The organism is Paraburkholderia sprentiae WSM5005 (assembly GCF_001865575.2).
Classification (GTDB): Bacteria; Pseudomonadota; Gammaproteobacteria; order Burkholderiales; family Burkholderiaceae; genus Paraburkholderia; species Paraburkholderia sprentiae.
The window spans coordinates 77,825-103,478 of the sequence record NZ_CP017562.2 but is presented as its reverse complement, the minus strand read 5'-3'; the positions used below and the strand labels follow the sequence as shown (position 1 = coordinate 103,478).

Genomic DNA, 25,654 nt, shown 5'->3' with positions numbered 1-25,654 from the left:
AACGTCCTTACAGCAGGCTAGGCGGTGGGACCCACATCGTAGCGCGGTTTTACGCGCCGTTGCGCTCAAACCGGGCAAGCAGACTTTCGACGCGCAGCAATTCGCCGAGCGACCACGCCTGAAACGGCGTGCCGGCGGGCGCGTACGGCGTGTTGCCGTCGGCGATCTCGGAGAGGTGGTCGAGGCCAGCGCGGTCGAGATGCGCGTACAGCGGGGCGAGAAAACGCGCCCGCACCTGCGCGAGATGATCAGCGCTGGCGCCATTGACGCGCAGCCACGCTTCGACGAACGGCCCGATCAGCCACACCCACACGGTGCCCTGATGATAGGCGCCGTCGCGCTCGAGCGGTACGCCGCCATAGTGGCCGCGATAGGCCGGATCGGATGGCGCGAGCGAGCGCAGGCCGAGCGGCGTCAGCAAGTGCGCCTCGACCTGGCTCACCACCGCGCGCGCCGCCGCGCCTTCGAGCAGTGCAAACGGCAGGCCGCCGATCGCGAAGATCTGATTCGGCCGGATCGAGCGGTCGACCGTGCCCGGCACGTGATCGACGTCGACGTTATCGAACAGCACCTGCGTCGCAGGATCGACGAAGCGTCGATGAAACGCGAGCGTCGCGCGCTCGGCAGCCTGCTGCCACTGCGGATTCCATGCCGACGCGATCCGCAGCGCGTTGATCCATAGCGCCTGCACTTCGACCGGTTTGCCGATGCGCGGCGTGACGACCCAGTCGCCGACTTTCGCGTCCATCCACGTCAGTTGCACGCCGGGGATGCCGGCGCGCAGCAGGCCGTCGTCGGCGCAGGCGCCGATATTGAAGCGCGTGCCGTTCGTGTAGCCGGTCAGGATCGTTTCGGCGGCTTGCTGCAAATGCGCGCGGGTCGGCGCGCTCGCATGCGGCGTCGCCAGATAGTCGTGAACGGCGACGATGAACCACAGCGACGCATCGACCGAGTTGTATTCGGGCGCGTCGCCGTAGTCGGGGAAACGGTTCGGCAGCATGCCCTCGGACAGCGTGCCCGACCATTCGAGCAGGATCGCTTCGGCGTCGTCGAGACGGTTCGACGCGATCAGCAGGCCGCGCATCGCGATGAAGGTGTCGCGGCCCCAGTCGGTGAACCACGGGAAGCCCGCAAGAATCGTGCGGCCTTCGTTGCGCGTGACCACGTAGGCGTCGGCCGAGCGTTGCAGGCGCGAGCCGAGCGCGGCGCGGCGTTGTTGCTCGGCGTTGGCGAGGTAGCTTGCGCGAGCAGCGGTTTGCGTTTTTTCGCTGGTGCTTACCGTTGCTGCGGTGCTCGACGCGCTCAGAATCATCACCGCTTCGCCAGCGGCGAGATCGAAGCTGAACACGCCGGGCGTCGCCAGGTCTTCGCTGCAATCGAGGCCACGCTCCTGTTCGCGCACGTAACAGAAGTTGCGATACCAGTCGGGCGCATGCGTATAGGCGCCGTTCGTCGCCGCCCGCACGACCGGCAGTCCGTCATACGGTTGCCAGCTCGCGCACGATTGATCGGCGCTGACCTGCGCGCCGAAGTTGAAAGCCGGATTCTCGTGATGCAGCGCATGATAATCGCGGCCCGACAGCAGCGGTCTGACCTTCAGCACTGGCGCATCGAGTTGACCGCCTTCGAGCCGCCAGCGCAACACGGTTTCGCAGGTCGGCTTGCTGACGAATACGTCGGCGATCACCGCCGCATGCGCGGCGAGTTGAACGCGCCATGTCGGCCACGGCGCGGTATCGAAACTGGCAAGGCTTCCGCGCAGATCGGGATAGATCAGGTCAGGCCCATAGCGTTGCATGCTCAACGGCAAGCGCTGACCGCCCGCCTCGACCCACGCCTCGATGCCGTTGACGAGCACCATGCGCCCGCCCGGCGCGCGCGTCGCGGCGAGCAACAGCGCGTGATAGCGACGCGTGCGCAGCATGCCGACCGTGCCCGAAGCAAAGCCGCCGAAGGCGTCGGCTTCGAGCCATTCGTCTTCGAGTTGCGAGATGTCGATAGGTGATTCGATGAGAGTCATTGAATCGTGCTCGTTCGCGAACATGAAGCAGCAAACATAGCGCAGATGGCATCGCCACGAACATTGACCTTCCCGATACTTCCAGTTTTCTTTCGATCAACTGACGATCGATCGAAATTTATGCCGCGCGCAAACGTTTCACAATTATTTCTTGAAAGGAATGGAGACTGCACCCGCTTCCATCGAACCCGAGGCGGGCATGACAAAAACCATGTGCATCGCGAGCGCCGCATTGCTGGCGTTCGCCACGATAGCGTTGAACGGTTGCGGCGCGGACGACTCCCCTTCCGCGAGCAACGCTTCCACGACGGCTCCAGCCCCGAACGACGCGGCACAACAACCCGCGACGGCGCCGACGGTCACTGCGAATGCCTCCGCCCCATTCGCGGACAACGCGGCGAGTGGCGCTACCGGCACCGCGGACCCGATCACGCAAAACATGCAGGCCAATCTCGCGGCCGACAGCCAACAGGTCGCGCCGGTCATGCGCTACGCGCCCGGCGACAGCGCGAACCACTAGCCCGCACCGCATCAGCCAGAGCAACGCGTAACCGACTACGAACCACCCCAACGGCGCGTTCACCCGCGCTATTCTTCCTCTACGCAGAAGGTGATATTCGATGACATCAACTAGCCGTCGCCGTTTCCTGCAGACCGTGGCTTCATCGGCGGGCGCCGCCGCCGCGATGACCGCATTGCCCGAGTCAATCCGCAACGCGCTCGCGGTGCCCGCGTTTTCGCGCACGGGTACGATTCGCGATGTCGAGCACATCGTCGTGTTCATGCAGGAGAACCGCTCGTTCGACCACTACTTCGGCCATCTGCGCGGTGTGCGCGGCTACAACGACCGCTTTCCGATTCCGCTGCCGAGCGGTCTGCCGGTGTGGAATCAGCCGTCGAAGGAAGACCCGACCAAGCCGGTGCTGCCGTTCCATCTGAACACCGCGACGACGAGCGCGCAGTGCGTCGGCGATCTCGATCACACATGGTACAAGACCCACTACGCGATCGACGGCGGCCGCTACGACCAGTGGCCCGCCAACAAGACCGACATGACGATGGGCTACCACCTGCGTAGCGACATCCCGTTCCACTATGCACTCGCCGACGCGTTCACGATCTGCGATGCGTACTTCTGCTCGCTGCCGGGACCGACACACCCGAACCGCGCCTATCTGATGACCGGCATGGTCGACCCCACCGGCACGATGGGCGGCCCGCTGCTCGACAACAACGACTGGGTCGACGGCGACGGTCCGCCGAACTATCAGCTGCTGTCGTGGACCACGTATCCGGAGCGTCTGCAGGCGGCCGGCATCTCGTGGCAGATCTATCAGCAGGGCACCTCGGGCGCCGATCCGCTGAACGGCAACTACGGCACCAACGTACTGCAGAACTTCACGAACTTCATCAACGCGCAGCCGGGTTCGCCGCTCTACGAGCGCGCGCAAACCGTGCGCACGATCGACGACCTGAAAGCCGACGTCCTCGCGAACCGGCTGCCGCAGGTGTCGTGGCTGTGCCCGCCGGCCGCGTACTCGGAGCATCCGAGCTACACGCCCGCATACGGCGCCGAATACACGTCGCAGATTCTCGACGCACTGACGTCGAACCCCGAGGTGTGGAGCAAGACCGTGCTCTTCATCATGTACGACGAGAACGACGGCTTCTTCGATCACCTCGTGCCGCCGCAACCGCCGACGACCGCCGCGCAGGGCAAGTCCACGGTGACGACCGACGGCGAGATCCACAACGTCGTCAATCCGCAGCGCGGCGGCAGCTACACCGCCGACGGCTATCCGTACGGCCTCGGCCCGCGCGTGCCGATGACGATCGTGTCGCCGTGGACCAAGGGCGGCTTCGTGTGTTCGCAGGTGTTCGATCACACCTCGGTGATCCGTTTCATCGAGTCCCGCTTCGGCGTGCATGAGCCGAACATCACCGCGTGGCGTCGCGCGGTGTGCGGCGACCTGACCAGCGCGTTCGACTTCCGCACCCCGGATTCGAAGATGCCGCCGCTGCCGGATACCAGCAACTACATGAGCATGGCCGACAACCAGTGCGCGACGCAGCCGAAGCCGACCGTCCCGGCCTCGCCGGCGCCGGTCGACGCGCAGGAAGCCGGCATCCGCTTCGCGCGCGCGTTGCCGTACGAACTGCACGTGAACGGCGCGGCCAACGCGCGCAACAACACGTTCGAGATCACGATCGGCAACACGGGCGATCAGGGCGCGCACTTCTACGTGTACGCGACGAACCGCACCGACGGTCCGTGGCGCTACACGGTCGAAGCGGGCAAGTCGCTCAGCGATACGTTCGATCTGAGCACGACCAGTGGCGTGTACGCGTTCGACGTGTTCGGCCCGAACGGCTTCGTGCGCAAGTTCGCGGGCAACATCCAGGCGAGCACGCGAAGCACGCGCAATGGGCATGGCAACGACCAGCCGGCGCAGCCGGAAGTGATCGCTCAATACGACGTCGCGAACGGCAACGTGTTCCTGAAGTTCACCAACAGCGGCGGTGGCATTGCGCGTCTAATGGTGATCGACAACGCGTACGGCGCGCGCCCGCGCACGGTGCTCGTGCCGGCCCATGCGCGTATCGACGAAGGCTGGGTGCTTGCGTCGAGCCATCACTGGTACGACCTGACGGTGACAAGCAGCGACGACGCAAGTTTCTCGCGTCGCTTTGCCGGTCACGTCGAAAACGGCCGGCCGAGTATCAGCGATCCGGCCGCGGTTGCGCCGGTGCTGACGGCCAGCCCCATCCCTGCTTAGAGACCGACGTCCGGCAGCGTCGGACGCGTGGCGAGCGCCTTTGCGACGATGCCTTTGACCTCGGCGAGCGTATCGTCTTGCAGTGCGAGGCGCGGCGGGCGCGTGACGGCGCTGCCGCGGCCGAGCAGTTCTTCGCACAGCTTGATGCATTGAACCAGGTCGGGGCGCGCGTCGAGGTGCAGCAGCGGCATGAACCAGCGGTACAGCGACAGCGCTTCATCGAAGCGCTGCTGCTTGGCGAGGCGGAACAATGTCTCGCCTTCCTTCGGGAACGCGTTCGACATGCCCGACACCCAGCCTTGCGCACCCACCGCGATGCTTTCGACGACCACGTCGTCGAGGCCGGCGAACAGCACGAAGCGGTCGCCCACCGCGTTGCGCAAATCGATGAAGCGCCGCGTGTCGCCCGACGAATCCTTGAAGCAGACGATGTTCTCGCAGTCCTGCAGCGCGATCAGCACGTCCGGCGTCACGTCGTTCTTGTAGATCGGCGGGTTGTTGTAGATCATCACCGGCAAGTCGGTGCTGGTTGCGACCGAGCGGAAATGCGCGGCGGTTTCGTGCGGCTTCGCCGAATAGACGAGCGCCGGCATCACCATCACGCCGTCGACCCCGACACGCGCCGCTTCACGCACCGTCTGCCGCGCGAACTCGGTCGTGAACTCGGCGACGCCCGCGACGACCGGGACTTTGCCGCCGGCCGCGTCGCGCGCGGCCTCGATCACCTGCAGCTTTTCCGACGTGCTCAGCGAGGTGTTTTCCCCGACCGTGCCGCAGACCACCAGACCCGACACGCCGTCCTTGACGAGGTTGCCGACCACGCGGTGCGTCGCGTCGATGTCGAGCGAAAAATCCGGCTTGAACTGGGTGCTGACGGCGGGAAACACCCCGCTCCATTGGATAGCCTTGCTCACTTTGTCCGTCTCCTTCCAAAAGCCGGCCGCGCCGACACTCGTTGAATATGACAACGAGTATCGGCCTTTACCCCGAGGCGGGCTTGGGCTTTTTCGTAGCTGAAAGAGATTAAATCCGCACAATCGGCGGGGTGCCGAATGGCCGGCCAAACAGCGCCGGCTACTTCGTGACAGGGCGGCGGCGGCGCACGTGAGTGCCGCCGCGCGAGACTTCGAGGCGGCCCTGGATGCCGAGTCCGGCATAGCGGCCCGCCGATCACGCGCCCAGCAATACGCCCGTTCGGATCGGCCGCGTGCCGGTGACGCGACCGAGCGGCGCGCCGGTGGTCACGAAACGGATCGCGCGCCGCATATACAGCACCCCTTCGGTCTGGCTTGCGATCGTAGTGGTCGCGTCGGTCAGCGGATCGACGATATCGAACAGCGGCTGGCCGACGCGGATCGCGTCGCCGATCTTCGCGCGATGCACCAGAATTCCGCTCACCGGCGCATAGAACTGCTCGCTGCCCGCGAGCGGCGTCGCCGGCGCCAGCAGCGGCGGCAACGGCCTGGCCTCGCCGCGAATCGCGCCGCGCCACCTCAGATAATCGACGAGCGCGTCGGCATCCTGCTGCGCGACTTCGTACGACACGTCGCGCTGGCCGCGGCATTCGACCGTCACCGCGATCGAGCCGGTCGGCACCGGCTTGCTCGCCGGCATCTGCTGCTGCAAGGTCCACCACAGCAGGCTGTGGGTTTCGTCGAACGCGCCGCCGCCCGAATCGGTCGCGAGCAACGAGGCCTCGGCGCCGAGGTAGCGCGACAACGGCTCGACCTCGGCCCACGCGGCCTCGCTCGTGTACACATGCATCGCCGCTTCGAGCGAGCAATGCAGATCGATCACCACGTCCGCGTCGCACGACAGCTTCAGGAGCGCCAGTTGCAGCGACTCGAATTCGGTCAGCGGCTGTTGTTGCGCGAGTTCGGCCGCAACCAGCTCGCGCACGATGCGGCAGTTCTCGTTCGCATCGGCGCCAAGCGCGTCTTTCGCATTCGCGACGAGCTTCGTGAGCTGCACGAAATGCCGGTTGAAGTTCTTGCCGCTACCGAGCTCGAAACGGCCGATGAACTGACCGAGCACGTTCTGAGCGAGCCCGACCGGGTTCGACACCGGCACGAGCACGATTTCCGCGTTCAGCGCGCCGGCTTGCTCGAGTTCCCGCAGACGCCGCTTCAGCAGCACCGTGGTCAGCATCGCGGGAGTTTCGTCGGCGTGCAGCGACGCCTGAATATAGATCTTCTGCCCGCGATCGGCCGGGCCGAAATGAAACGACACCAGTTCGCGGTGGGTGCCGATAGCCGGCGACAGGAGCGGAATCGATTGCGTGTTCATGAACGGAAAGCCGTCGAAATAACGTTGGAAGTCTGCATCAATTGCCGTATGGATCGAAGTCGAAGTACTTCTTCGCGATCTGCGCATACGTGCCGTCCTTGCGCATCGACGCGATCGCCGCGTTGATCGATGCCTGCACCTCCGTTTCGTCCTTGCGCAAGCCGATGCCGACGCCGCGATCGCCCATCGAAAGCGGCTCGCCGACGAATGCGAAGCCCTTGCCCGCGGACGTGCGCAGAAAGCCGTAATCCGCCTCGACCGTGCCGAGCAACGCGCCGTCGAGCCGCCCGTTGCGCAGATCGGCGAATACCTCGTCCTGGCTCTTGTAGGCGACCACGTTCGCACCGAGCGGCGCCCAGTTCTTCAGCGCGTAGCCCTCGAACTGCGTGCCCGACTGTACGCCGATCTGCTTGCCCGCAAGTCCGCTCGCCGTGGGCGCGAGCGACGAGCCTTGCCGCGCGATCAGCCGCGACTTGAACTGGAACAGCTTCGACGAAAACAGGATCTGCTGCTCGCGCTTCTCGGTGATCGCCATCGAAGACAGCACCGCGTCGATCTTGCGCGCCTGCAGCGCCGGAATCATGCCCGAGAACTCGAGTTCCACCCACTGGCAATGCACGTGGATGCGCCGGCAAATCTCGTTGCCGAGATCGACGTCGAAGCCTTTCAGGCTGCCGTCGGGCGCTTTGGAGTCCATCGGCGGATAAGTCGGGTCGATGCCGAGGCGCAACGTATTGGCGTCAGCGGCGAACGCGCCGCTGCTGAAAGCCAGCGCGGCGCAGAGAGTCATCAGCGGAGTTTTCATGGCAGGCGGGTGGTGAGCGGATCAGGACAGCGTGATCGTAGGCCGCCGCGGCGCCTCGAAGAAGTACCGTTCGGACTATCATGATCACTTTTCCCGATCACCCGATGTTGACGCCATGGCATTGACGATTTCCCAGTTGCGCGCGTTCACAGCGGTCGCGGAGCATGGCAGCATCCGCGCGGCGGCGCGCGCGCTCGGCATCGCGCAAAGCGGCATCACGCAGCAGTTGCAGAACCTCGAATCGATGCTCGGCGCGACGCTGTTCACCCGCACGAATCGCGGCATCGCGCTGACCGCGCTGGGCCAGCGGCTCCTGCAGCGGGCCGGCACGATCCTCGGTGAATGCGAACGCGCCGAAGAGGACGTGCGGCAGTTGCGCGGCGACTACGCAGGCGAGGTCACGTTCGGCATGACGACCGAGCCGCTCGTCGACGCGTTCGCGCCGGTGCTGATGGAATTTCGCGCTCGCTTCGAGCGCGTCGCCGTGCATGTGCGCACCGGTACCTCGCGCATGATGATTTCGTGGATTCGCGAAGGCACGCTCGATTTCGCGGTCGCGCTCGTATCGAAGCAGACCGATACCGCCGATCTGTCCGTTACGCCGCTCTGTCCGTCCGACCCGGTGATCGTGTGCCGGCGCGGCCATCCGAAGGCGCGCGCGAAGTCGCTGGGCGAGCTCGTCGATTGCACGTGGGTGACGACGCGCTCGCCGAATCTGACCGAGGCGCCGCACGTCAACCGGCTGAGCCTTCTGTTCGACAGCCACGGTTTGCCGCCGCCGAAGATCGTCGCGACGGTCGAGGGCTTGTACGAGACGCTGCATCTCGTTGCCGCGACCGATTGCCTATCGCTCGAATCGTCGGTCATCGCGAAGCGCGGGCCGTTCGCGGACGCGCTGACGACGATCCCGGTGCGCGAGCGCGCGTTGCAGCAGAACGTCTGTTTGCTGCAACGCGCGGCGATTCCGCTGACGCCGGCCGCGCAGGAGTTCGCGACGATGATCGCGTCGTACACGCGCACGGTGCGGGCACGTTGAGTTCGAGTCCGACGCGCCGCTCACGGACGCGTTCGTCGGCGCGCTGCAAAGCGAAGCCGCCGCGCCGCGACTACAATTGAAACGCCACACCGGCCCCGAGCGGTCACCGCCGTCATAACAGTCACGGCGCAGTCACGGCGGCGTTCCGTCTTCATCGACCAGCAACTCCGCGCGAATCGCGCACGCTTCAAGCTGACATCACCCGCATACCGTTTGCCGACGCGCCGCGCGTTCGCGCCGCATCGGGGTGCTGCTTTTTAGCGCTGTTTTCGAGTCTTCACGTGATAGACCCTCAACAGGAGTGTTCCAAATGATGAATCGAGACAATCCCGTCTGGCTGATCACCGGCTGTTCTACCGGCTTCGGCCGCGAGCTCGCGAAGCTCGTGCTCGAACGCGGCTGGCGCGCGGTCGTCACCGCCCGTGATGCATCGAAAGTGAAGGATATCGCCGAGGCACACGGCGAGCGCGCGCTCGCACTGCCGCTCGACGTGACCAATCGCGCACAGATTGAAAGCGTGGTCGCGCAGGCGAGGCGTCATTTCGGCCGCATCGACGCGCTCGTCAACAACGCGGGCTACGGCTATCTGGCCGCGATCGAGGAAGGCGAAGACAGCGAAGTCCGCGCGATGTTCGAGACCAACGTGTTCGGCCTCGTCGATATGACGAAGGCCGTGCTGCCGATCATGCGCGAGCAGCGCAGCGGTTTGATCGTCAACGTGTCGTCGATCGGCGGGCTTGCGAGTTTCGCGGCGACCGGCTACTACCATGCGACGAAGTACGCGGTCGAAGGGCTGTCGGAATCGCTCGCGCTCGAGCTGAAACCGCTCGGCATCGGCGTGCTGATCGTCGAGCCGGGCCCGTTCCGCACCAACTGGGCAGGGCCGTCGATGAAGCACTCGGCGACGCTGATCGACGACTACGCGTCGACCGCCGGCGAGCGCCGCAAGCAGACTGAAGCGCGCAGCGGCAAGCAGGCCGGCGACCCGGTGCGCGCCGCGCAGGCGATCATCGATGCGGCGTTGTCCGACGCGCCGCCGCTGCGCCTTTTGCTCGGCAAGACCGCGCTCGATCTGGCGTACAAGAAGCTCGATTTCCTGCGCAGCGATTTCGACACCTGGCGAGCGACAACCGAGGGGGCGGATTATCCGGAAGGGACGGCGTAGAGCACCTCGTCAGGCGAGCCTCGGCTCGCCCCTTAAAACTCCACCAGCGCAAAATCTTCCTTGCCCACATCGCATAGCGGGCAGCGCCAGTCGGCCGGTACATCGGCCCAGCGCGTGCCCGGCGCGATGCCCTCTTCCGGCAAGCCGGCGGCTTCGTCGTAGACCCAGCCGCAGATCACGCAGATCCATTGCTTGAAGTCCTCGGCCGCGGCGACGCTCGCCGTCGGCGGCGCAACGGGCGCGTCGGTCTTGGCGGCATCCGCCGCGGACGGATGCGCCGTCGCATCGAGGCTCACGACCAGCGGTGCGACCGTGCCGCTACCGGTTCCCACGAGCCGCGCCTGCAGGCTGTCGAGCAGGCGCTGCGCTTCGTCGTGGGTCAGATCGATCCAGTACGGATCGCCGGCGCCGTCGTTGAGCCGCTCGGGTGAAAACTGGATTTCTACGGCTACGCCCTTCTTGTACATGGCAATCGGAATCTCGAGAAAACCGGCGACGCGCCGGCATAAGGCTGCCCGCGCCACGCGGGCGCTGCTTTAGTGCGCCTGGACCAGCAGATTCAGCGCGATCGAGGCGATCAAGCCAGCGGCGCCGATGACGCCAAGCAGTTGCAGCAGAGTGAGGGATTTACGCGAGTTGGTGGGGGTGAGTTGCGTGGTCACGAGCGAATCTTGAAGTTTGGAAAAAGCGCAATGGTACACGGGCGCGGACTCGACGAATGTCGATTGGCGCAAACTCGCGCGCAATGAAAGTACCGGGCGCTATTATCGCCGCTCGCGCGCCGCGCATTGTCTACCGTGGGGAGATGAATTCATTCCCGGCGAGGGGGAAAGCCGCGGGGAACCGGTGCGCGGCGCCGGTGAAAACACCCGCGCCGCGCCGTGCTCAGGTCTTCGCGAGCGGATCGCCGTGACGCGAATCCCAGAAGCGGATCACTGCCGTGTCGCCGGTGCCCGCGCCGACCACCCGGTCGGGTGCGCCGCACTCGCGCAGCAGCGCGCGCAGATCGTTGATGACCGGGAACACCTCGTGATTCCAGTCGGCTCCCTGCGAATCGTGGGCACGCTGCTCCGCCTCGACGATCTCGCGATCCTCCTTGAAAATGCGCTCGGTGAACCACACCAGCAGCGGCCATGCGAGATTCATCACGGCCGGAATGCCGGGCTTACGAATCGACAGCAGGCCGAAGGTTCGGTTGGTGCGCTGCTCGCGATCGAGCGGCACATAGACGATCCACAGGTCCATCACCAGCGTCTGCTCGACATTGCGGATTTGCAGGGTCTGGTACGGGTATTCGGTGCGGATCGTCATGACGTCTTTGTCGTTGTGACCGCCGGCCTTGCGGCTCTGGCCGAACACGATCGCCTCGCCGAACGGCTGCTGGCCTTCCATGCGGGCAAACGTGTAGTCGACCTCGACCCAGCCCTCACCGCGCCGCCGGCCGACCGAGCGCGCACGCATCCTCCCCATCTGGCGGCGATGCAGGAACTGGTGATTCATGTCCATCAGGTTCTCGTGCATGAACGAATAATGACACTTGACCGGACGGCCGAAGCGGCGCGTCTTGTACTTCGGGTCGGACACCGAGCGAAAGTCCGGCAGCGGCCGCTGCGCCGCGAGCGCGGCGTCGCCCGGAAATACGAAGATCAGTCCCTCGACTTCGTGACACGGGTACGAGCGCACGCCGTTCGGTAGCCGCTCGCGGCCGAGGTACGGCACATCGATGCACTTGCCCGAGCAGTCGTAGGTCCAACCGTGATAGCCGCAGCGAATCGATTCGCCGTCGACCACACCCTGGTGCAGGGGCACCTGCCGATGCGCGCAGCGATCTTCCAGCGCGAACACCTTGCCGCTCTCGGTGCGCGCGAGCACGATCGGATCGCCGGCGAAGGTCACGCCCAGCGTCTTGCCGCGCTTCACTTCATGCGACCACGCGAGCGGGTACCAGTAATCCGGATGAATGGGGACGCGGCGCAGATCGCGCACCGGCGCCTCGTGCGTAGCTTGAGCAGGCGCGGCGGCAAGCGTTGCGCCGGCGATGTCGTGTTCCTGTTCGAGCGGGGGAACTGCATGCATAGGTCAAGCCTCCGTGCAGGAGCGGAAAGAACGTTGCCGCCCTGCATCGCAGGGCGGCATCTTCACCAGTCTACTTGATGCGGCGGCCGCATGGGGCTGCCGCCGGCGCGCGCGATGCGTCGCACACGCTGCGCATCGGCGCGATACGAACCACCCTTACCACGCAAGGGCTACAGAAATATCGACCTGCTGGTCGATCTGCTCAGCCCTCCTCGTCCGCGAGCAGCCCGGAGCGCCGTTGCGCGCCCCACGCGCGGCCGCCGCGCAGGAAGTGCAGCCAGCCGAGCGCGGCGCCCAGATGCCGCGCGAGTTGGAACGAGAACGGCTCGGCAACGGCCGCGAGCATCGCCATGCCGAGGCTGTTGCCACTGCGCTCGCCGGTCCAGCGCCGGTACAGATGGATGCTCCATAGGTAGAACGCGAGGTCGATCGCCGTTTTCAGGCCGATTACGCTGAAGATCGACACGACGATCGCGCCGTGTCCGCCGAATAGAAAGCCGAGCAGCAATGCGAACGCGGTGAGGCCGTAGATCGGCTGCATCGTGTCGACCGCCTTGATCGGCAGCATCAGCACGCCTAGCGTGCCGTAGCGCCGATTGCCGGTCATGTCGCGATTCCAGTACTGCGTTTGCAGGAAGCCCGCGAACCACCGGCGGCGCTGGCGCAGAAAGCTCGCGAGCGTGTCCGGCGCATCGGTGCGCGCATGCGCTTGGCCGACCACACGCACGTCCCAGCCGAGCCTGTGATCGACCGAGTAGCGGCGCAACCGGTGGATCAGCTCGTAGTCCTCGACCAGACAGTGCGGATCGAAGCCGCCGACAGCGACGAGCGCGTCGCGCCGGAACGACGCGAACGCGCCCGAGACCAGCAGCAGGCTGTCCGCGCGCATCCACGCGAAACGCGCGATGAAGTTGCGCATGTACTCGTAGGTCTGGAACCACTGAAATACGCGGCCCGACAGCGACTTGCCGCAGACCGGCACGAGAATGCCGGTTGCCGCGACGAGTTTCGGCTCGTTCGCGAACGCGGCGCGCATCGCGTAGGTGGCATCGTCGTCGAGCAGCGTGTCGGCGTCGACGGTCATCACTGTGTCGGTCGTCATGACCGCGATCGCGGCGTTTAGCGCGCGCGCCTTGCCGCCGCGCGGCACGCGCAGCCAAAACAGGTTCGGATGCAGCGAGCTCGGCGCGCTCAGCTCGCCTTCGGCGGCGGGCGTGAGGCCGAAGCGTTGCGTGAGCAGGTCGGCGGTAGCGTCGGTGGAGCCGTCGTCGGCGATCACGATCTGCGCCGGGCCGTGCGTTTGCCGCAGCAGCGCGGCGAGCGTGACCGGCAACACGGCCGCCTCGTTATGCGACGCGACGATGATCCCCATGCCCGGCAGCTCGCGCCGTTCGCAATCGGCTGCGAGAGGCGGCGGGCGGCGCGCGAGCGGCAACGATTTCCACGTGACGAACGCAAGCAGCAACGTGTCGTATGCGACATACGCAATGCCGGTCGACCACGCGAGCGCGCCACGCAAAAAGAACGCGCGCGCGAACAGCAGCGCCCACAGCACCACGACGCTGGAATGGATCAGTGTGCTCGATAGCGTCGCGCGACGCGGCAGGATGCGCGGCGACGCGAGAGCGAACGCCTGTTCGAGGGTCTTCTTCAAGGCAAAGGTTTCACGTGGGCGGGGTTGCGCTGGGTTGATGAAGCCGGCTTCACGGCGTCATACGCTTGAACACCGAGCGGCGATCGAGCCACTCATGCTTGAGCGCGCCGCCGATATGCATTGCCAGCAACGCATAGAGCGCATAGCCGAGCCACGTATGCAGCGCGCCGAAGCGATCGTGCAACGTCTCTTTCAGTGTCGGGTCGAGATGCATCACATAGCCGATGCGAGGCCATTGGAACAAGCCGAACCACTGCATCGGATGGGTGGCCGCGTCTTTCCATGCCGAATCGTGCAGCCAGCCTGACAACGGCAACGCGATCATCAGCAGATACAGCGCGAAATGCGCGAGATGCGCGGCGATTTTTTCCCACGACGGAAACTCGCGCGGCAACGGCGGCGGCTTGTGCGACACACGCCACAGCATGCGCAGCAGCGCGAGCCCGAGCACCGTGATGCCGATCGATTTGTGCGTGTCGATCACCGGACGCACCCAGTCGTCGGGCAGCGAATCAGCGGACAGACCCAGCACGACGTTGACGATCATCAGCAACGCGATCAGCCAGTGCAGCGTGATTGCGGTGCGCGTGTAGCGTGGCGGGCGAATGGCATCGGTCGCATCGGTCAGGGAGTCCGCTCGGGTGTTCATAGGTGTTCCGTTCGCAAAGGCGATGAATGCTGCGCAAGATGTTTGAAATCGGCGCCGCCGGTATCAGGATAACGCCCGCGTGTGCCGTTTTATTCCACGAAGCGCCTAGCCCAATCGTAAGCTCCGCAATACGTCGAGCACATACTGGGTCGGACGCGCCACCGTGTCCGCGCGAAAGACCAGGCCCAGCTGCCGCCATAGCGCGGGGCGCAGCGGACGTGTGACGATGCGTGCGTCGGCCGATGAGCGGCTCGCTTCCTGCGGCAGCAGCGCGGCGCCGTAACCCGCGGCCACGAGGCTCTTGATGGCATCCGAGTAGTTGAGCTGGATGCGCGGCGTCGGGTGCAGCCCCGCCGCGCTGAACCACTCCGTCGTCAAACGTGAAAGCCGCGTGCCGGCGTCGTTCAGGATCAGCGGCTTCGCGGCGATCCATTGCGGCGTGATGCGAGCGGGACACGTCCATTCCGCCGGCATCAACGCGACGACAGGATCGCGCCGCCATTTTTCGATCGATAGCCCGCGTATCGGCGATTGCGGCAGCGCCACGATGCCCACGTCGAGCGACTCCTCCGCGAGCCGCGTCAGCGTTTCCTGCGAAGTCAGCACGGCGATTTGCACATCGATGCCGGGATGTTCCTCAGCCAGTCTTTTCAACGCCCGCGGCAGCAGATTCGCGATGGCCGCGGTGGAAGCGCCGAGCCGAACGCGTCCACCGAGCCCTTCGACCTGTCGCCGCACGTCTTCCAACGCCTGCTCGGTATCGGCCAGCAACTGACGCGCATGCGCCACCAGCGTCTCGCCGATCGCCGAGGCTCGCACCTGAGCGCGTTTGCGCGACAGCAGCGGCGCGCCCACGCGGCTCTCGAGATCCGCGATGTGCAGGCTGACCGTAGGCGGTGCCAGATGCAGAACACGAGCGGCGTCGGCGAAAGAACCGAGGTCGGCGACGACAACAAGGGTGCGCAGGCGGTCGAGACTGATCTCTCTCATGGGGATAGCATCGCTCAGAAAAACTGAATCAGGTGGTCAGTAAATTCAACTTTTCCAATCTTACGTGCAGAGAGAGGATGGTGGCGCTGGTTTTTTCAACGCGCACTAACGGGGCGATCGGCATGAACCCATCTTCAACAGGCAGTTGCGAGTCGCAGCAAGCTCCGCATCGGCTAGACGCAATCTCGGACGACGCTAGGTCGATACTGCTTGGGCTTGTGTTTATAGGCGTCGTGCTGGCCTTGGCCGTGACGGCGATAATCTGGACGGCGTCGCGCTCCCCGCTCAAAGGCAAGGACTGCGCCGGCCGCATCGCGAACGACGAGCATGCGAGCTTCGTCGCGTTTTTCCAGGATCCGGCAGACCAGGATGCGTTGCTGCGGTCGATCCAGGACTGCGCGAAATGAGCCCGCGTGCGGCGGGTTAGCGCGCCCGCCAGCCGCATCATTCCACACGGCCGCTAGGGAAAATCCCACTTCCCGCCAGAGCACGGGCACAATACCCGGCGACAATGCCGGGGCATCCGGGTCTTTTGCGTTCTCCATCCGAACGCCCCGATGCCCGCGCCGCCAGTATTTCCTTTCGATGCACCCATGAGCCACCTTACCGCCGACCACCCCGCTTCCGCCGACTCCGCCCCGAACTCGCCGCGTTTCCTGCTGTTCCTGATCTGCCTGTTCGCATCCGCCGGACAGCTCGCCATCGACATCTACGTGCCCGCGCTGCCCGCGATGGCGCGTTACTTCGGCACTTCGCCGCAAGCGATCCAGACCAGCGTCACCGGCTACATGGCCGCGTACGCGCTCGGTCAGCTGATCTTCGGTCCGATCGCCGACGCATATGGCCGTAAGCGCGTGCTCGCGTTCGGTCTGAGCGTCTACACGGTCGGCTGCCTGCTGTCGCTCGCGGCGCCGAATCTCGAGACGTTCATCCTCGCCCGCGCACTGCAGGGCTTCGGCATCGCGAGCACGAATCTGCTCGCGAAGGCGATCATCACCGATTCGTTCACGGGTCAGGCGTTGATGCATGCGTTCACGTACATGGCGATCGCGTGGGGGCTCGCGCCGATCGTCGCGCCGGTGATCGGCGCGCATCTGCAGACGGCGTTCGGCTGGCGCGCATGCCTCGTGTTCCTGCTGATCTATTCGCTGGTGATGTGGGCGCTGCTGTGGCGCTATCGCGAGACCTTGCCGAAGCCCGTGCATCTCGAACCGCGCACGTTGATCGCCAACGCGCGCAAGGTGCTTGCGAGCCCGGTGTTCCAGAGCTGTTTCCTCGCGCAGGGCCTGTGCTACAGCATCCTGCTCGTGTTCAACATCATCGGGCCGTTCATGGTGCAGACCACGCTGCACAAGCCGCCGACCTTCTTCGGCTACCTCGCGCTCGGCATCGGCATGATGTACTTCCTCGGCGGCCTGTCGAATCGCCTGCACGGTCCGAGGCTGCCGAGCGCCGAGCAGCGGCTGCGCATCGGCGCGCGGCTGATGGCGGCCGCATCGATCGCGATGCTGTTGCTGGCGCTGACGGTCGGTCTGCGCGTATGGACGCTCGCGACGCCCGTGCTCGTGATGGGTTTCTGCGCCGGCGCGATGTATCCGACGCTGATGGCGAAGGGCAACTCGCTGTTCCCGCACATCGCGGGTCTGACGAGCGCGATTCTCGGCTGCGCGCTGCTGCTGGTGTCATCGGCGATGATGGGGCTCGCCGGCTTCGTGTCGGTGCAGGTGCTCACGCCGCTTGCGCTGTTCTTCGTGGTCATTGCGTTCGTCGTCGTGGTAATGGTGACGAAGCTGCTGCGCCATCTGGCGCAGGTATCGGACGACGACCGCCTGACCACGCCTTCCCGCGCCTGATGCTTCAGAGTAGCCGCAAGCCACCGTCACACTCGATCACCGCCCCCGTCATAAACGTGTTCTCGAGCAAGAACTGCAGCGCGTGCGCGACATCATCGGCGTGGCCGACCCGCCGCACCGGCAAGGTTTCGCTTTGCTGACGAAACAGCTCGGTTTTCATGCTCGCGGGAACCCTGTCCCACCAGGACGTATCGATCACCCCCGGCGACACCGCGTTCACGCGTAGCGGCGCAAGCTCGCGCGCCAGCGTGCCGATCATGCTTTCGAGCGCGCCGTTGATCGCACCCAGGCCCGCCGTGCCCGGATTCGCGATGCGCGCCGAAATCGCGGTCACAAACGTCAGGCTGCCGTCGCGACGCAGCGTGGGCAGCGCCGTTTGTGCCGCATCCAGCTGCGGCCAGAACTTGGCCTCGAAGCCGCGCCGCAGCGCTGCCAGATCGAGTTCGGCGAACGGCCCGGCGCCCTCACCGCCGGACAGCGTCATCACCAGATGATCGATCCGGCCGAGGCCGCCGAAGAAGCGTTCGAGCGCCGGGCGATCGGTGCAATCGAGCGCTTCGCCCGTCACCGGCCCGCCGATGCCGCTCAGCGCATCGACCAGCTTGCGGCGGTCGCGCCCCACCGCGACGACGCTCGCGCCCGCGGCCGCGAGCCGCGTCACCGTCGCGAGCCCGATACCCGACGAGCCACCTAACACCACGACCTTCTGATTTTGCCAGTCCATATGGTTGCTCCTGAGAGTAAACGGAAGACCCCGTGGCAGTAGAATGCGCGTTGCGGGCCTATCACTCAAATCGTTTAACGTCATGGCCAACATCATTGAAAATGATTTTCGGCGCTTCGACCTGAACCTGCTGCTGACCTTCCGCGCGATGCTCGAAGAGCGCAGCGTCACGCGTGCCGCGCAGCGGCTGTTTCTCGGCCAGCCGGCCGTCAGCGGCGCACTGAAGCGCTTGCGCGAAACGTTCGGCGACGAACTGTTCGTGCGCACGCCGCAAGGCATGACGCCGACGCCGCGCGCGCTCGAACTCGCTCGGCAGATCGAACCGTTCCTGCAATCGCTGCATCACGCGCTCACGCAGCCGTCCGTCTTCGATCCGGCACGCGCGCAGCGGGTCTTCCGCGTCGGCCTTAGCGATTCGCTCGAATTGCTGTTGATGCCGGACATCATGGCGCGCCTCGCCGGCACAGCGCCCGGTGTAAAACTGATCGCGCGCTCCACCGATTCGACGCGCGCCGCCGCCATGCTCGACGATGGCGCGATCGAACTCGCGGTCGGTGTATTCCGCGAATGCGTGCCGTGGCAGCGACGCACGCCGTTGTTCGCATGGCGCTTCGTGAGCGTCTACAACCCTCGGCTCGTCAGGACGCGCCGCAAGCATCTGTCGATGGACGAGTTTCTGCGTCACCGCCATGTACTGACTTCGTTCAGCGCCGAGCTGCGCGGCTTCATCGATGAGCGACTCGAGATGCAGGGACTCAAGCGTGATGTCGTGTTCTCGAGTTCTAACTTCGCGACCAGTCCGTTCATCGTGCAACGCACGGCCGCGATCGCGACGGTGCCGGAGTTCATCGGCCGGGTGTGGCGCGATACGCTCGGTCTCGCGCTCAGTCCGCTGCCATTCGACGTGCCGGGCTACGAGGTTTCGTTGATGTGGACCGCGGCTCACGATCAGGATCCGGCGCTCGAGTGGTTGAGGCGCGAGTTTGCCGATGCGTTCGGCACGGATGACAGCACTGCGCGTACAGCGTCCTGACAGCGACGTGTGCTACGTTTGGGAAGCGTCGCGTTCCGTTTCGCGGCTTCGCCGTCGCCCGTTCAAGCCAGGAGGAATTCCCGATGACTCACCACGTCGCAAAAGGCACCTTCACCGTCGCGCTTCAGCCGATGCCGTTCGAGAACGCCGACGCCGAATCGAAGCTCGGCCGCATGTCGATCGACAAGCAGATCTCCGGCGATCTCACCGCGACCACCCAAGGGCAAATGCTGAGCGCGATGACGAACGTCAAAGGCTCGGCCGGCTATATCGCGCTCGAACAGGTCACCGGCACGCTAGCGGGCAAGCGGGGCACGTTCGTGCTGCAGCATATCGGCGTGATGAATCGCGGTGCCGCGTCGCTGAAGGTGAGCGTCGTGCCGGACTCGGGCACGGAGGAACTGAGCGGCATCGAGGGCGAGTTCACGATCGAGATCGTCGACGGCGCGCATACGTATGAGTTTGCTTATCGTCTGCCCGGGGATTGACAGCAAGCGGGATACGGCGCTCGACCCCGTATCCCGCTGCCGCACCCTCTAGTCCAGCATGGGCGCGCTCAATGCCCCGTGAGCGTCACCGACGCCGTCAACGCATTCGGATCGCGCGAAGAGGCCCCCGCGATCATCTGGTAGACGCCGCCGTTGAGCTTCCATACATGGTTGGTCGCGTCCCACGTCGACAACAGCTTCGGCGCAATCGATACGCTGACCTGCTGCGACTGCCCCGCCTGCAGCGCGACCTTTTGCCAGCCGACCAGACGCTTCGGCGGTTCGCCCAGACCGCTCGGCAGCGCCGCATAAACTTCGGCGATTTCCGCGCCCGCGCGCGAGCCCGTATTCTTGACGGTAAAGGTCACGGTGACGTTGCCGCTCGCATCCATCTGCGCGTTCAGGCCCGAGTAGCTGTAGCTCGTGTAGGACAGTCCATAACCGAACGGGAACAGCGGCGCGATCTGCTTGCCGTCGTACCAGCGATAACCCATGAACAGTCCTTCGCCGTAGGTCACGGTGGTGTCGGTGGCCGAGATCGACGGCTGCGGAAGATCCGCGTCCCGCATCGGGAACGTGATCGGTAATTTGCCGGATGGATTCACGTCGCCGAACAGCAGGTCGGCAATCGCCTGGCCGCCCTGCACGCCCGGATACCACGCTTCGAGCACGCCGTGCACGTTGCCGAGCCACGGCATCAGGACCGGGCTGCCGTTCTCGAGTACGACGATCACGCGCTTGGCTTGCGCCGCGACCGCGCTGATCAGCGCATTCTGATCGTAGCTCTGGTTATTGCTGTCGGTCGTGTTGCTCGGCAGGCTCAGGCTCGGCAGATCTGAGCCTTCGCTTTCCCATTGCGTCGCGAACACGATCGCCACGTCCGCTTTCGCGGCGGCGGCGGCCGCGGCCGTCGCGTTCGTGCCGTCGACGAACGTCACGCTCGCGTTCGGTGCCTTGGCCCGGATCGCGGTCAGCGGCGCGGACTTGTACCACGTCGCGCAGGTGCTCAAGAGGGGCGACGGCGACACGCAACCGGACACTGCGTTGCCCGCGGCGGCCGGCACCGCGCCCGAGCCGCCGCCGGACAGCACGCCCACATCCGCGTGAGCGCCAATCACCACGATCGACGACAGCCCCGCCGCGTTCAACGGCAGGACGGGTTGCGAGTCGCCGCTCGCCACCGCGTTCTTCAGCAACACCGACGATTGCTGCGCGACCTGCAACGCGAGCGCATTGCCCGCGGTTTGATCGACGGTGCCGCCGGGGGTCGGCGGTGAATCGAAGACGCCATAACGGATCATCGTGCGCAGCTTGCGCTGGACCATGTCGTTGAGTCGCGCCATCGGCACACTGCCGGCGTTGACCGCGCTCGTCAGCGCGGTGTTGAAATACGACGTCAGCGTCAGACCTGGAATCGACGGTCCGCCGCCGATATCGCCGGGTTCCTCTTCATCGAGGCCGGCCAGTGCCGAGGCGACCGTACTGTGCGTGGCGGTCCAGTCCGACTGCACCACGCCCTTGAAGCCCCACTCGTTCTTCAGCACGGTGGTCAGCAGATACGGGTTTTCGCAGGCGTACACGCCGTTCACGAAATTGTACGAACACATCACGTTGCCGGGCGTGCCCTGCGTGACGCCGAGCTCGAACGCCAGCAGTTCGGTTTCGCGCATCGTGCGTTCGTCGACAACCGAGTTACTGGTCATGCGGTTCGTTTCCTGATCGTTCATCGCATAGTGCTTGATAGTCGCGATGACGTTCTGCGCCTGGGTGCCGATCGTGCGCGCGGCGCTCAGCGTGCCGGTCAATACCGGGTCTTCGCCCATGTACTCGAAGGTGCGGCCATTGCGTGGTTCGCGCGCGAGATTGACGCCGCCGCCGAGGCCTTCGCCATAACCGAGCACGCGCAGCTCGGTCGCGATGCGCGCGCCGTATTCGTTCGCGAGCGTGGGGTCCCAGCTTGCCGCGAGCGCCACCGGCGCGGGCAGCGCCGTCGCGTTCGAGTTGACGACATTGACTCCGCCGGCCGAATCGGCCATTGCGAGGCCCGGAATGCCGAGCCGCGCCACGCCGGGAATGTAGCCGGCTCCGTTGACGCCGGCCGGATACGGACCGCCGAGTCCCGCGTTGGGAATACCCACGCCGTGCACGAGCTGGATTTTTTCGGCGGTCGTCAATTGCGCAACCAGCGCGGCGGCACGCGCATCGGCGCGCGCGTCCGGATCGGTCGGCAACGGCGGGGCACTGATGCTACTGCCATTGCCGCAGGCGGCGAGTATCAGCGCGACACCGCAGGCGATGGCGCTTGCGGCAAAGGGTATCGTCAGCTTCCTTGTCATCATCTCGCTCCGTGTTGTCGTTGTCGGTCATGTGATTCGCATTGCCTGACGTGGCATCGACGCGCTACCGGCACGTGACACGTCCTGTTACGCTTAGCGTTCGCGGTAATGCGCCGAAAGAAATTCTAGGGATGCGCCCGAAACGCGCTTGACCGATGGGTGCAGCACTTGACCGATGCGGAGTCAGGAAAACCCGTAGACAGGGTTCGACCGGAGGAGACACAGTGGATTTGCGTCAGAAGTCCGTATCAGCGCGGATCTATCGAGGATTGCTCGACGCGGCCGAGCGGCAGGGTCTCGATCGCACGAAAATGGCCCACGATATCGGCATCGACGAGGCCGACATCGCCGCGGCGGATGCGCGAGTGCCGGGCGATAAGCACGTCGCCATCCTCCAACTCGCGGAAAGCCGCCTCATGTGCGGCGCGCCCGAGGGCAACATGCTGGACGGCCTGCTGTATTTTCCGGAGTTGGCGGGCGTGCTCTGCAATAGTCCGACGCTGCGCGACGCATTGCGCAATTTCGTCGCGTACCGCGACCTGATCGGTAATGTCGACTGGCTTGTCATGCAGGAGCGTGGCGACGAAGTCGCATTCGAATACGTGACGGAAGGCGAAGGGCGCAACGCAACGAGCGCGCTCGGCAATTTCGCGCTGATTGCGAGTGTGGCGAAGCTCTATGACGCGCGACTGCGCGTGCGCGACGCGGGCATCACCGATGCGCGGCTCGGTGCGATCGCGGCGCTAGGTGGCGCCTTGGGTGTGCGCGTCCACCTCGATCAGGCTCGCAATCGGATGGTGTTGCAGTCGTCGGTGCTGGATCGCGCGTTCGAGGTTTACAACGCGCCGCTCGCGAAGATTCACCTGCATGCCGCGCATGGAATCTTGCAGCGGATTCGCGAGCAGGGCCGCTTCTCTCCGACGGTCGAGCGATGTCTGCGCGACGTACTGCGCGAGCATGCCGATGCGATGGAGCCCAAGAGCCTGCAGACGATCGTCTGCGAGCGGCTGTCGCTGACGCGCTGGACCTTGCAACGCAAGCTCGCGGCGGAGTGCAAAACCTTCAGCGAGGTGCTGATGCAAATGCGTATCGACGAAGCGCGCATGCTGCTCGCGCATACACCGATGTCGATCAGCGAGATCAGCGAACGGGTCGGCTTTGCCTCGACGACGGCGTTTACGCGGTTTTTTACGCGTGCGTGCGGGGCGCCGCCCGCGCGGTATCGGGGGCGGTGCCGGGTGTGATCGTCCGATGATGAGCATCGATCAGGAGATGACTCGACTGTTCGGCGTGATGGGATCGGTCGTATCCGTGGTCGCGTTTCTGCCTTATGGACTTGCGATCAGGCGCGGCACAGCGATCTGAATGTGCCTTCCTTTTGTCCGATATTCATCAGGTCACCGCGATTAGCATCGATTACACTGGTTTTCGCTACGCGACTTTCACGCGTGGCTGACCCACGAAGTCACCATTGCGCGGACTTTCGTGCATCCCTTCCGCACGTATCCGCCGACACCGGGCAAAATACGACTGCCTGGTGAAAGCGTTTCGCCATTCACTACTTTGGTCCGCCCTGGTCCCTCAAACGACGGCGACCGGATATCGCTGCGGCCATTTCAAATCGATTGCTTTCGCTTGATTGAATCAGGCGCCTGATCCGGCTGCCGATAGGCTCTTTGCACGCCGCGTTTTCGTGCGCCTGATTCGCTGACAAGGAGATGAAGATGAAGACCCGGCAATTGAGCATCTGGTCGGCTGTAGCCGTTGCACTTCTGTTGCTGAGTGGCGCCGCGCAGGCCGGTGGCAATGACGGCGACCGTGGCCGTGGCGGTGGCGGTGGCGGTGGCGGTGGCGGCAGTCTTTGCTCGAACGCAACGCTAAAAGGACCCTTTGGGTTCATCGGTCACGGCGTGATCCTTGGCTTGCTGGACTCGAGCAACGTGCTGCATCCGTTCGCCACCCAGTCGATCCTCGATGACGTCGCTCTCGTGACATTCGACGGCAACGGCAAATTCACCCGCACCGATTTCGGGAGCATCAACGGCGTGCCGAAAGGCGGACAGACAAGCTTCAATCCGGCGCAGACAGGCACTTACTCGGTGAACTCCGATTGCACCGGCACGATGTCCATCGTCTATACCGCCGGAGGAGCCACGCCAGCCGGCGTCGTGACCGACCTGAACATCGTGGTCACTTCGGACGGGACGCAGGTCGAATCCGTCGTCTATCGGGCGCGCACCCCGTCGGCCGCGTCCGCCCCCGACGGTTACAGCTGCCCGATGGATTGCGTCCAAGGTGTGCAGGAGGCGTTCGAAGGGAAGAAGGTTCTGGTCTACGGCTTCCGGTAGTGGGGTACTGACGTATCGGATGAAGTCGCGCTTGCCGCCGGCTTTTCGACCGGCGGCGCGCTTGCTTCATCGGTGCTTCGCTCAATGCCCCGGCCGTTCACCCACCACGACCGCCGCATGCTTCGTCTGCCGGCCCAACATCAGCGTCACGACCGCGGACACCGCCAACGTCGCGCCGACCACGTAAAGCCCCGCCGCATAGCCGCCGGTCACGTTCTTGAGCCAGCCAATCGCAAACGGCCCGACAAAGCCGCCGAGGTTGCCGATCGAGTTGATCATCGCAATCCCCGCCGCCGCCCCGGCACCCGACAGGAACATGCTCGGCATCGCCCACAGCGGCGCCTTCGCGGCACTGATGCCCACGTTCACGACGACGAGCGCAAGCACGATCATCAATGCGGTGGCCGCATTGCCGGCGAACACGAAGCCGACGCACGCGAGCGCGCACGGAATCACGACGTGCCACGTCCGCTCGTCGGTGCGATCGGAGTGCTTCGCCCATAGCACCATCGCGATCACCGCGAGCACGCTCGGCACACCCGCAAGCAGCCCGGTTTCGAACGAGCCGAAACCGTATTGGCGAATGATCAGCGGCGCCCATAAGCCGAGCGTATAAAGTCCCGCCGAGGTGCCGAAGTAGATCAGCGCGAGCGCGAGCACCCGCGGATCGCGCAACGCGCTGAGCGCGCTTGCCGTGTGGCCCGCATGCGCGTGCCGCGCGTCGGCTTCGAGCTTCAGTTTCGCGATCAGCCAGTCGCGCTCCTCGGGCTGCAACCATTCGGCTTGCGCCGGCTTGTCGGTCAGATACTTGAGCACGACGAAGCCGAGGATGATCGCAGGCAAGGCCTCGAGCACGTAGAGCATCTGCCAGTCGGCAAGTCCGGCGATGGGCGGCAGCTTCATGATCGCGCCGGAAATTGGCGAGCCGATCGCGGTCGAAATCGGCGCGGCGGCCATGAACCACGCCGCCGCGACCGCTCGCTGACGCGCGGGAAACCACAGACTCAGATACAGGATGATGCCCGGGAAGAAGCCCGCTTCCGCGACGCCGAGAATGAAGCGCAGCGCGTAGAAACTGTTCGGCCCGACGACGAACGCGGATGCGAGCGACACGAGGCCCCACGACACCATCACGCGCGCAATCCAGCGCCGCGCGCCGACCTTGTGCAAGATCAGGTTCGACGGCACTTCGAACAGAAAATAGCCGATAAAAAAGAGCCCGCCGCCGAGGCCGAATGCGGTAGGCGAAAGGCCGATCGCCTTGTTCATCGACAGCGCGGCGAAGCCCACGTTCACGCGATCGAGAAAGCTCACGAAGTACAGCAGCATGACGAACGGGACGATCCGCAGCATCAGCTTGCGGGACACCCGGCTTTCGAGTTCGGAACTCATTGTCTCCTCCCGGTTCCTGCCG

23 protein-coding genes are annotated in these 25,654 nt (G+C 65.0%); 10 read left to right on the top strand and 13 right to left on the bottom strand.

Translation table 11 applies throughout. The annotated features are described in order from the left end of the window. Window positions 1–49: 49 nt before the first annotated feature. Window positions 50–2,020 (bottom strand): amylo-alpha-1,6-glucosidase, encoded by a 1,971-nt coding sequence (locus BJG93_RS17195; RefSeq protein ID WP_027195525.1) that lies wholly within the window; start codon window positions 2,018–2,020, stop codon window positions 50–52. Between the two features lie 199 nt (window positions 2,021–2,219). Between BJG93_RS17195 and BJG93_RS17190 the strand changes: the two genes are divergently transcribed. Together BJG93_RS17190 and BJG93_RS17185 are read left to right on the top strand one after the other, a co-directional pair. Beyond that, window positions 2,220–2,540, top strand: a complete 321-nt coding sequence (locus BJG93_RS17190; protein WP_034478121.1) for a hypothetical protein — start codon at window positions 2,220–2,222, stop codon at window positions 2,538–2,540. Between the two features lie 100 nt (window positions 2,541–2,640). Further along, window positions 2,641–4,797: a phosphocholine-specific phospholipase C gene (locus BJG93_RS17185; RefSeq protein ID WP_027195523.1), complete on the top strand. Its 2,157-nt coding sequence runs from the start codon at window positions 2,641–2,643 to the stop codon at window positions 4,795–4,797. Here the strand turns inward: BJG93_RS17185 and BJG93_RS17180 are convergent. The 3 genes from BJG93_RS17180 to BJG93_RS17170 all read right to left on the bottom strand — a co-directional run bounded on the left by BJG93_RS17180 (window position 4,794) and on the right by BJG93_RS17170 (window position 7,888). Beyond that, on the bottom strand, window positions 4,794–5,711 hold the full coding sequence (locus BJG93_RS17180) for a dihydrodipicolinate synthase family protein (protein ID WP_034478117.1): 918 nt from the start codon (window positions 5,709–5,711) through the stop codon (window positions 4,794–4,796). The genes BJG93_RS17185 and BJG93_RS17180 overlap by 4 nt on opposite strands. A 256-nt stretch (window positions 5,712–5,967) precedes the next feature. Continuing rightward, window positions 5,968–7,083, bottom strand: a complete 1,116-nt coding sequence (locus tag BJG93_RS17175) for a succinylglutamate desuccinylase/aspartoacylase family protein (protein ID WP_027195521.1) — start codon at window positions 7,081–7,083, stop codon at window positions 5,968–5,970. A 37-nt stretch (window positions 7,084–7,120) separates the two neighbouring features. After that, entirely contained in the window at window positions 7,121–7,888 is a 768-nt protein-coding gene (locus BJG93_RS17170; RefSeq protein WP_027195520.1) for a transporter substrate-binding domain-containing protein, read from the bottom strand. Between the two features lie 115 nt (window positions 7,889–8,003). On the opposite strand from BJG93_RS17170, the gene BJG93_RS17165 reads away from it, so the two are divergent. Both BJG93_RS17165 and BJG93_RS17160 read left to right on the top strand, forming a co-directional pair. Beyond that, window positions 8,004–8,924: a LysR substrate-binding domain-containing protein gene (locus BJG93_RS17165; protein ID WP_027195519.1), complete on the top strand. Its 921-nt coding sequence runs from the start codon at window positions 8,004–8,006 to the stop codon at window positions 8,922–8,924. A 310-nt stretch (window positions 8,925–9,234) separates the two neighbouring features. Further along, the gene (locus BJG93_RS17160; protein ID WP_027195518.1) at window positions 9,235–10,089 is read left to right on the top strand and encodes an oxidoreductase; all 855 of its coding nucleotides are present in this window, start codon (window positions 9,235–9,237) and stop codon (window positions 10,087–10,089) included. A gap of 32 nt (window positions 10,090–10,121) precedes the next feature. On the opposite strand, the gene BJG93_RS17155 is transcribed toward BJG93_RS17160, so the two are convergent. The 6 genes from BJG93_RS17155 to BJG93_RS17135 all read right to left on the bottom strand — a co-directional run bounded on the left by BJG93_RS17155 (window position 10,122) and on the right by BJG93_RS17135 (window position 15,458). After that, window positions 10,122–10,556: a rubredoxin gene (locus tag BJG93_RS17155; protein WP_082194527.1), complete on the bottom strand. Its 435-nt coding sequence runs from the start codon at window positions 10,554–10,556 to the stop codon at window positions 10,122–10,124. 69 nt (window positions 10,557–10,625) lie between these two features. Then, a complete protein-coding gene (locus BJG93_RS36080) occupies window positions 10,626–10,751 on the bottom strand; it encodes a hypothetical protein (protein ID WP_269217468.1) in 126 nt (41 codons plus the stop codon). Window positions 10,752–10,974: 223 nt separating this feature from the next. Further along, a complete protein-coding gene (locus BJG93_RS17150) occupies window positions 10,975–12,165 on the bottom strand; it encodes an aromatic ring-hydroxylating oxygenase subunit alpha (protein ID WP_027195515.1) in 1,191 nt (396 codons plus the stop codon). 202 nt (window positions 12,166–12,367) lie between these two features. Further along, complete coding sequence (locus BJG93_RS17145) at window positions 12,368–13,819, bottom strand: glycosyltransferase family 2 protein (RefSeq protein ID WP_027195514.1); 1,452 nt, start codon at window positions 13,817–13,819, stop codon at window positions 12,368–12,370. 49 nt (window positions 13,820–13,868) lie between these two features. After that, on the bottom strand, window positions 13,869–14,468 hold the full coding sequence (locus BJG93_RS17140; RefSeq protein ID WP_027195513.1) for a cytochrome b: 600 nt from the start codon (window positions 14,466–14,468) through the stop codon (window positions 13,869–13,871). Window positions 14,469–14,573: 105 nt separating this feature from the next. Then, a complete protein-coding gene (locus BJG93_RS17135) occupies window positions 14,574–15,458 on the bottom strand; it encodes a LysR family transcriptional regulator (RefSeq protein WP_027195512.1) in 885 nt (294 codons plus the stop codon). 77 nt (window positions 15,459–15,535) lie between these two features. On the opposite strand from BJG93_RS17135, the gene BJG93_RS17130 reads away from it, so the two are divergent. Further along, window positions 15,536–15,865 carry a hypothetical protein gene (locus tag BJG93_RS17130; protein WP_231337550.1) on the top strand — a complete coding sequence of 110 codons (330 nt, stop codon included), beginning with the start codon at window positions 15,536–15,538 and terminating at the stop codon, window positions 15,863–15,865. A gap of 186 nt (window positions 15,866–16,051) precedes the next feature. Beyond that, window positions 16,052–17,311 (top strand): multidrug effflux MFS transporter, encoded by a 1,260-nt coding sequence (locus tag BJG93_RS17125; protein WP_154671741.1) that lies wholly within the window; start codon window positions 16,052–16,054, stop codon window positions 17,309–17,311. Between the two features lie 4 nt (window positions 17,312–17,315). On the opposite strand, the gene BJG93_RS17120 is transcribed toward BJG93_RS17125, so the two are convergent. Further along, a complete protein-coding gene (locus BJG93_RS17120; protein ID WP_027195511.1) occupies window positions 17,316–18,035 on the bottom strand; it encodes an SDR family oxidoreductase in 720 nt (239 codons plus the stop codon). An 82-nt stretch (window positions 18,036–18,117) separates the two neighbouring features. On the opposite strand from BJG93_RS17120, the gene BJG93_RS17115 reads away from it, so the two are divergent. After that, a complete protein-coding gene (locus BJG93_RS17115) occupies window positions 18,118–19,068 on the top strand; it encodes a LysR family transcriptional regulator (RefSeq protein ID WP_027195510.1) in 951 nt (316 codons plus the stop codon). 83 nt (window positions 19,069–19,151) lie between these two features. Further along, window positions 19,152–19,556 (top strand): DUF3224 domain-containing protein, encoded by a 405-nt coding sequence (locus BJG93_RS17110; protein ID WP_027195509.1) that lies wholly within the window; start codon window positions 19,152–19,154, stop codon window positions 19,554–19,556. A 68-nt stretch (window positions 19,557–19,624) separates the two neighbouring features. Here BJG93_RS17110 and BJG93_RS17105 read toward each other — a convergent pair whose 3' ends face one another. Further along, a complete protein-coding gene (locus BJG93_RS17105) occupies window positions 19,625–21,892 on the bottom strand; it encodes a beta-glucosidase (protein WP_034478524.1) in 2,268 nt (755 codons plus the stop codon). A gap of 224 nt (window positions 21,893–22,116) precedes the next feature. Here BJG93_RS17105 and BJG93_RS17100 point away from each other — a divergent pair, with 224 nt between their 5' ends. Together BJG93_RS17100 and BJG93_RS17095 are read left to right on the top strand one after the other, a co-directional pair. After that, window positions 22,117–23,136 carry an AraC family transcriptional regulator gene (locus BJG93_RS17100; RefSeq protein ID WP_027195507.1) on the top strand — a complete coding sequence of 340 codons (1,020 nt, stop codon included), beginning with the start codon at window positions 22,117–22,119 and terminating at the stop codon, window positions 23,134–23,136. Window positions 23,137–23,616: 480 nt separating this feature from the next. Beyond that, the gene (locus BJG93_RS17095) at window positions 23,617–24,240 is read left to right on the top strand and encodes a hypothetical protein (protein WP_027195506.1); all 624 of its coding nucleotides are present in this window, start codon (window positions 23,617–23,619) and stop codon (window positions 24,238–24,240) included. Between the two features lie 81 nt (window positions 24,241–24,321). Here the strand turns inward: BJG93_RS17095 and BJG93_RS17090 are convergent, their stop codons facing one another. Continuing rightward, window positions 24,322–25,632, bottom strand: coding sequence for an MFS transporter (locus tag BJG93_RS17090; protein ID WP_027195505.1), 1,311 nt, complete (start codon window positions 25,630–25,632; stop codon window positions 24,322–24,324). Window positions 25,633–25,654: the final 22 nt, after the last annotated feature.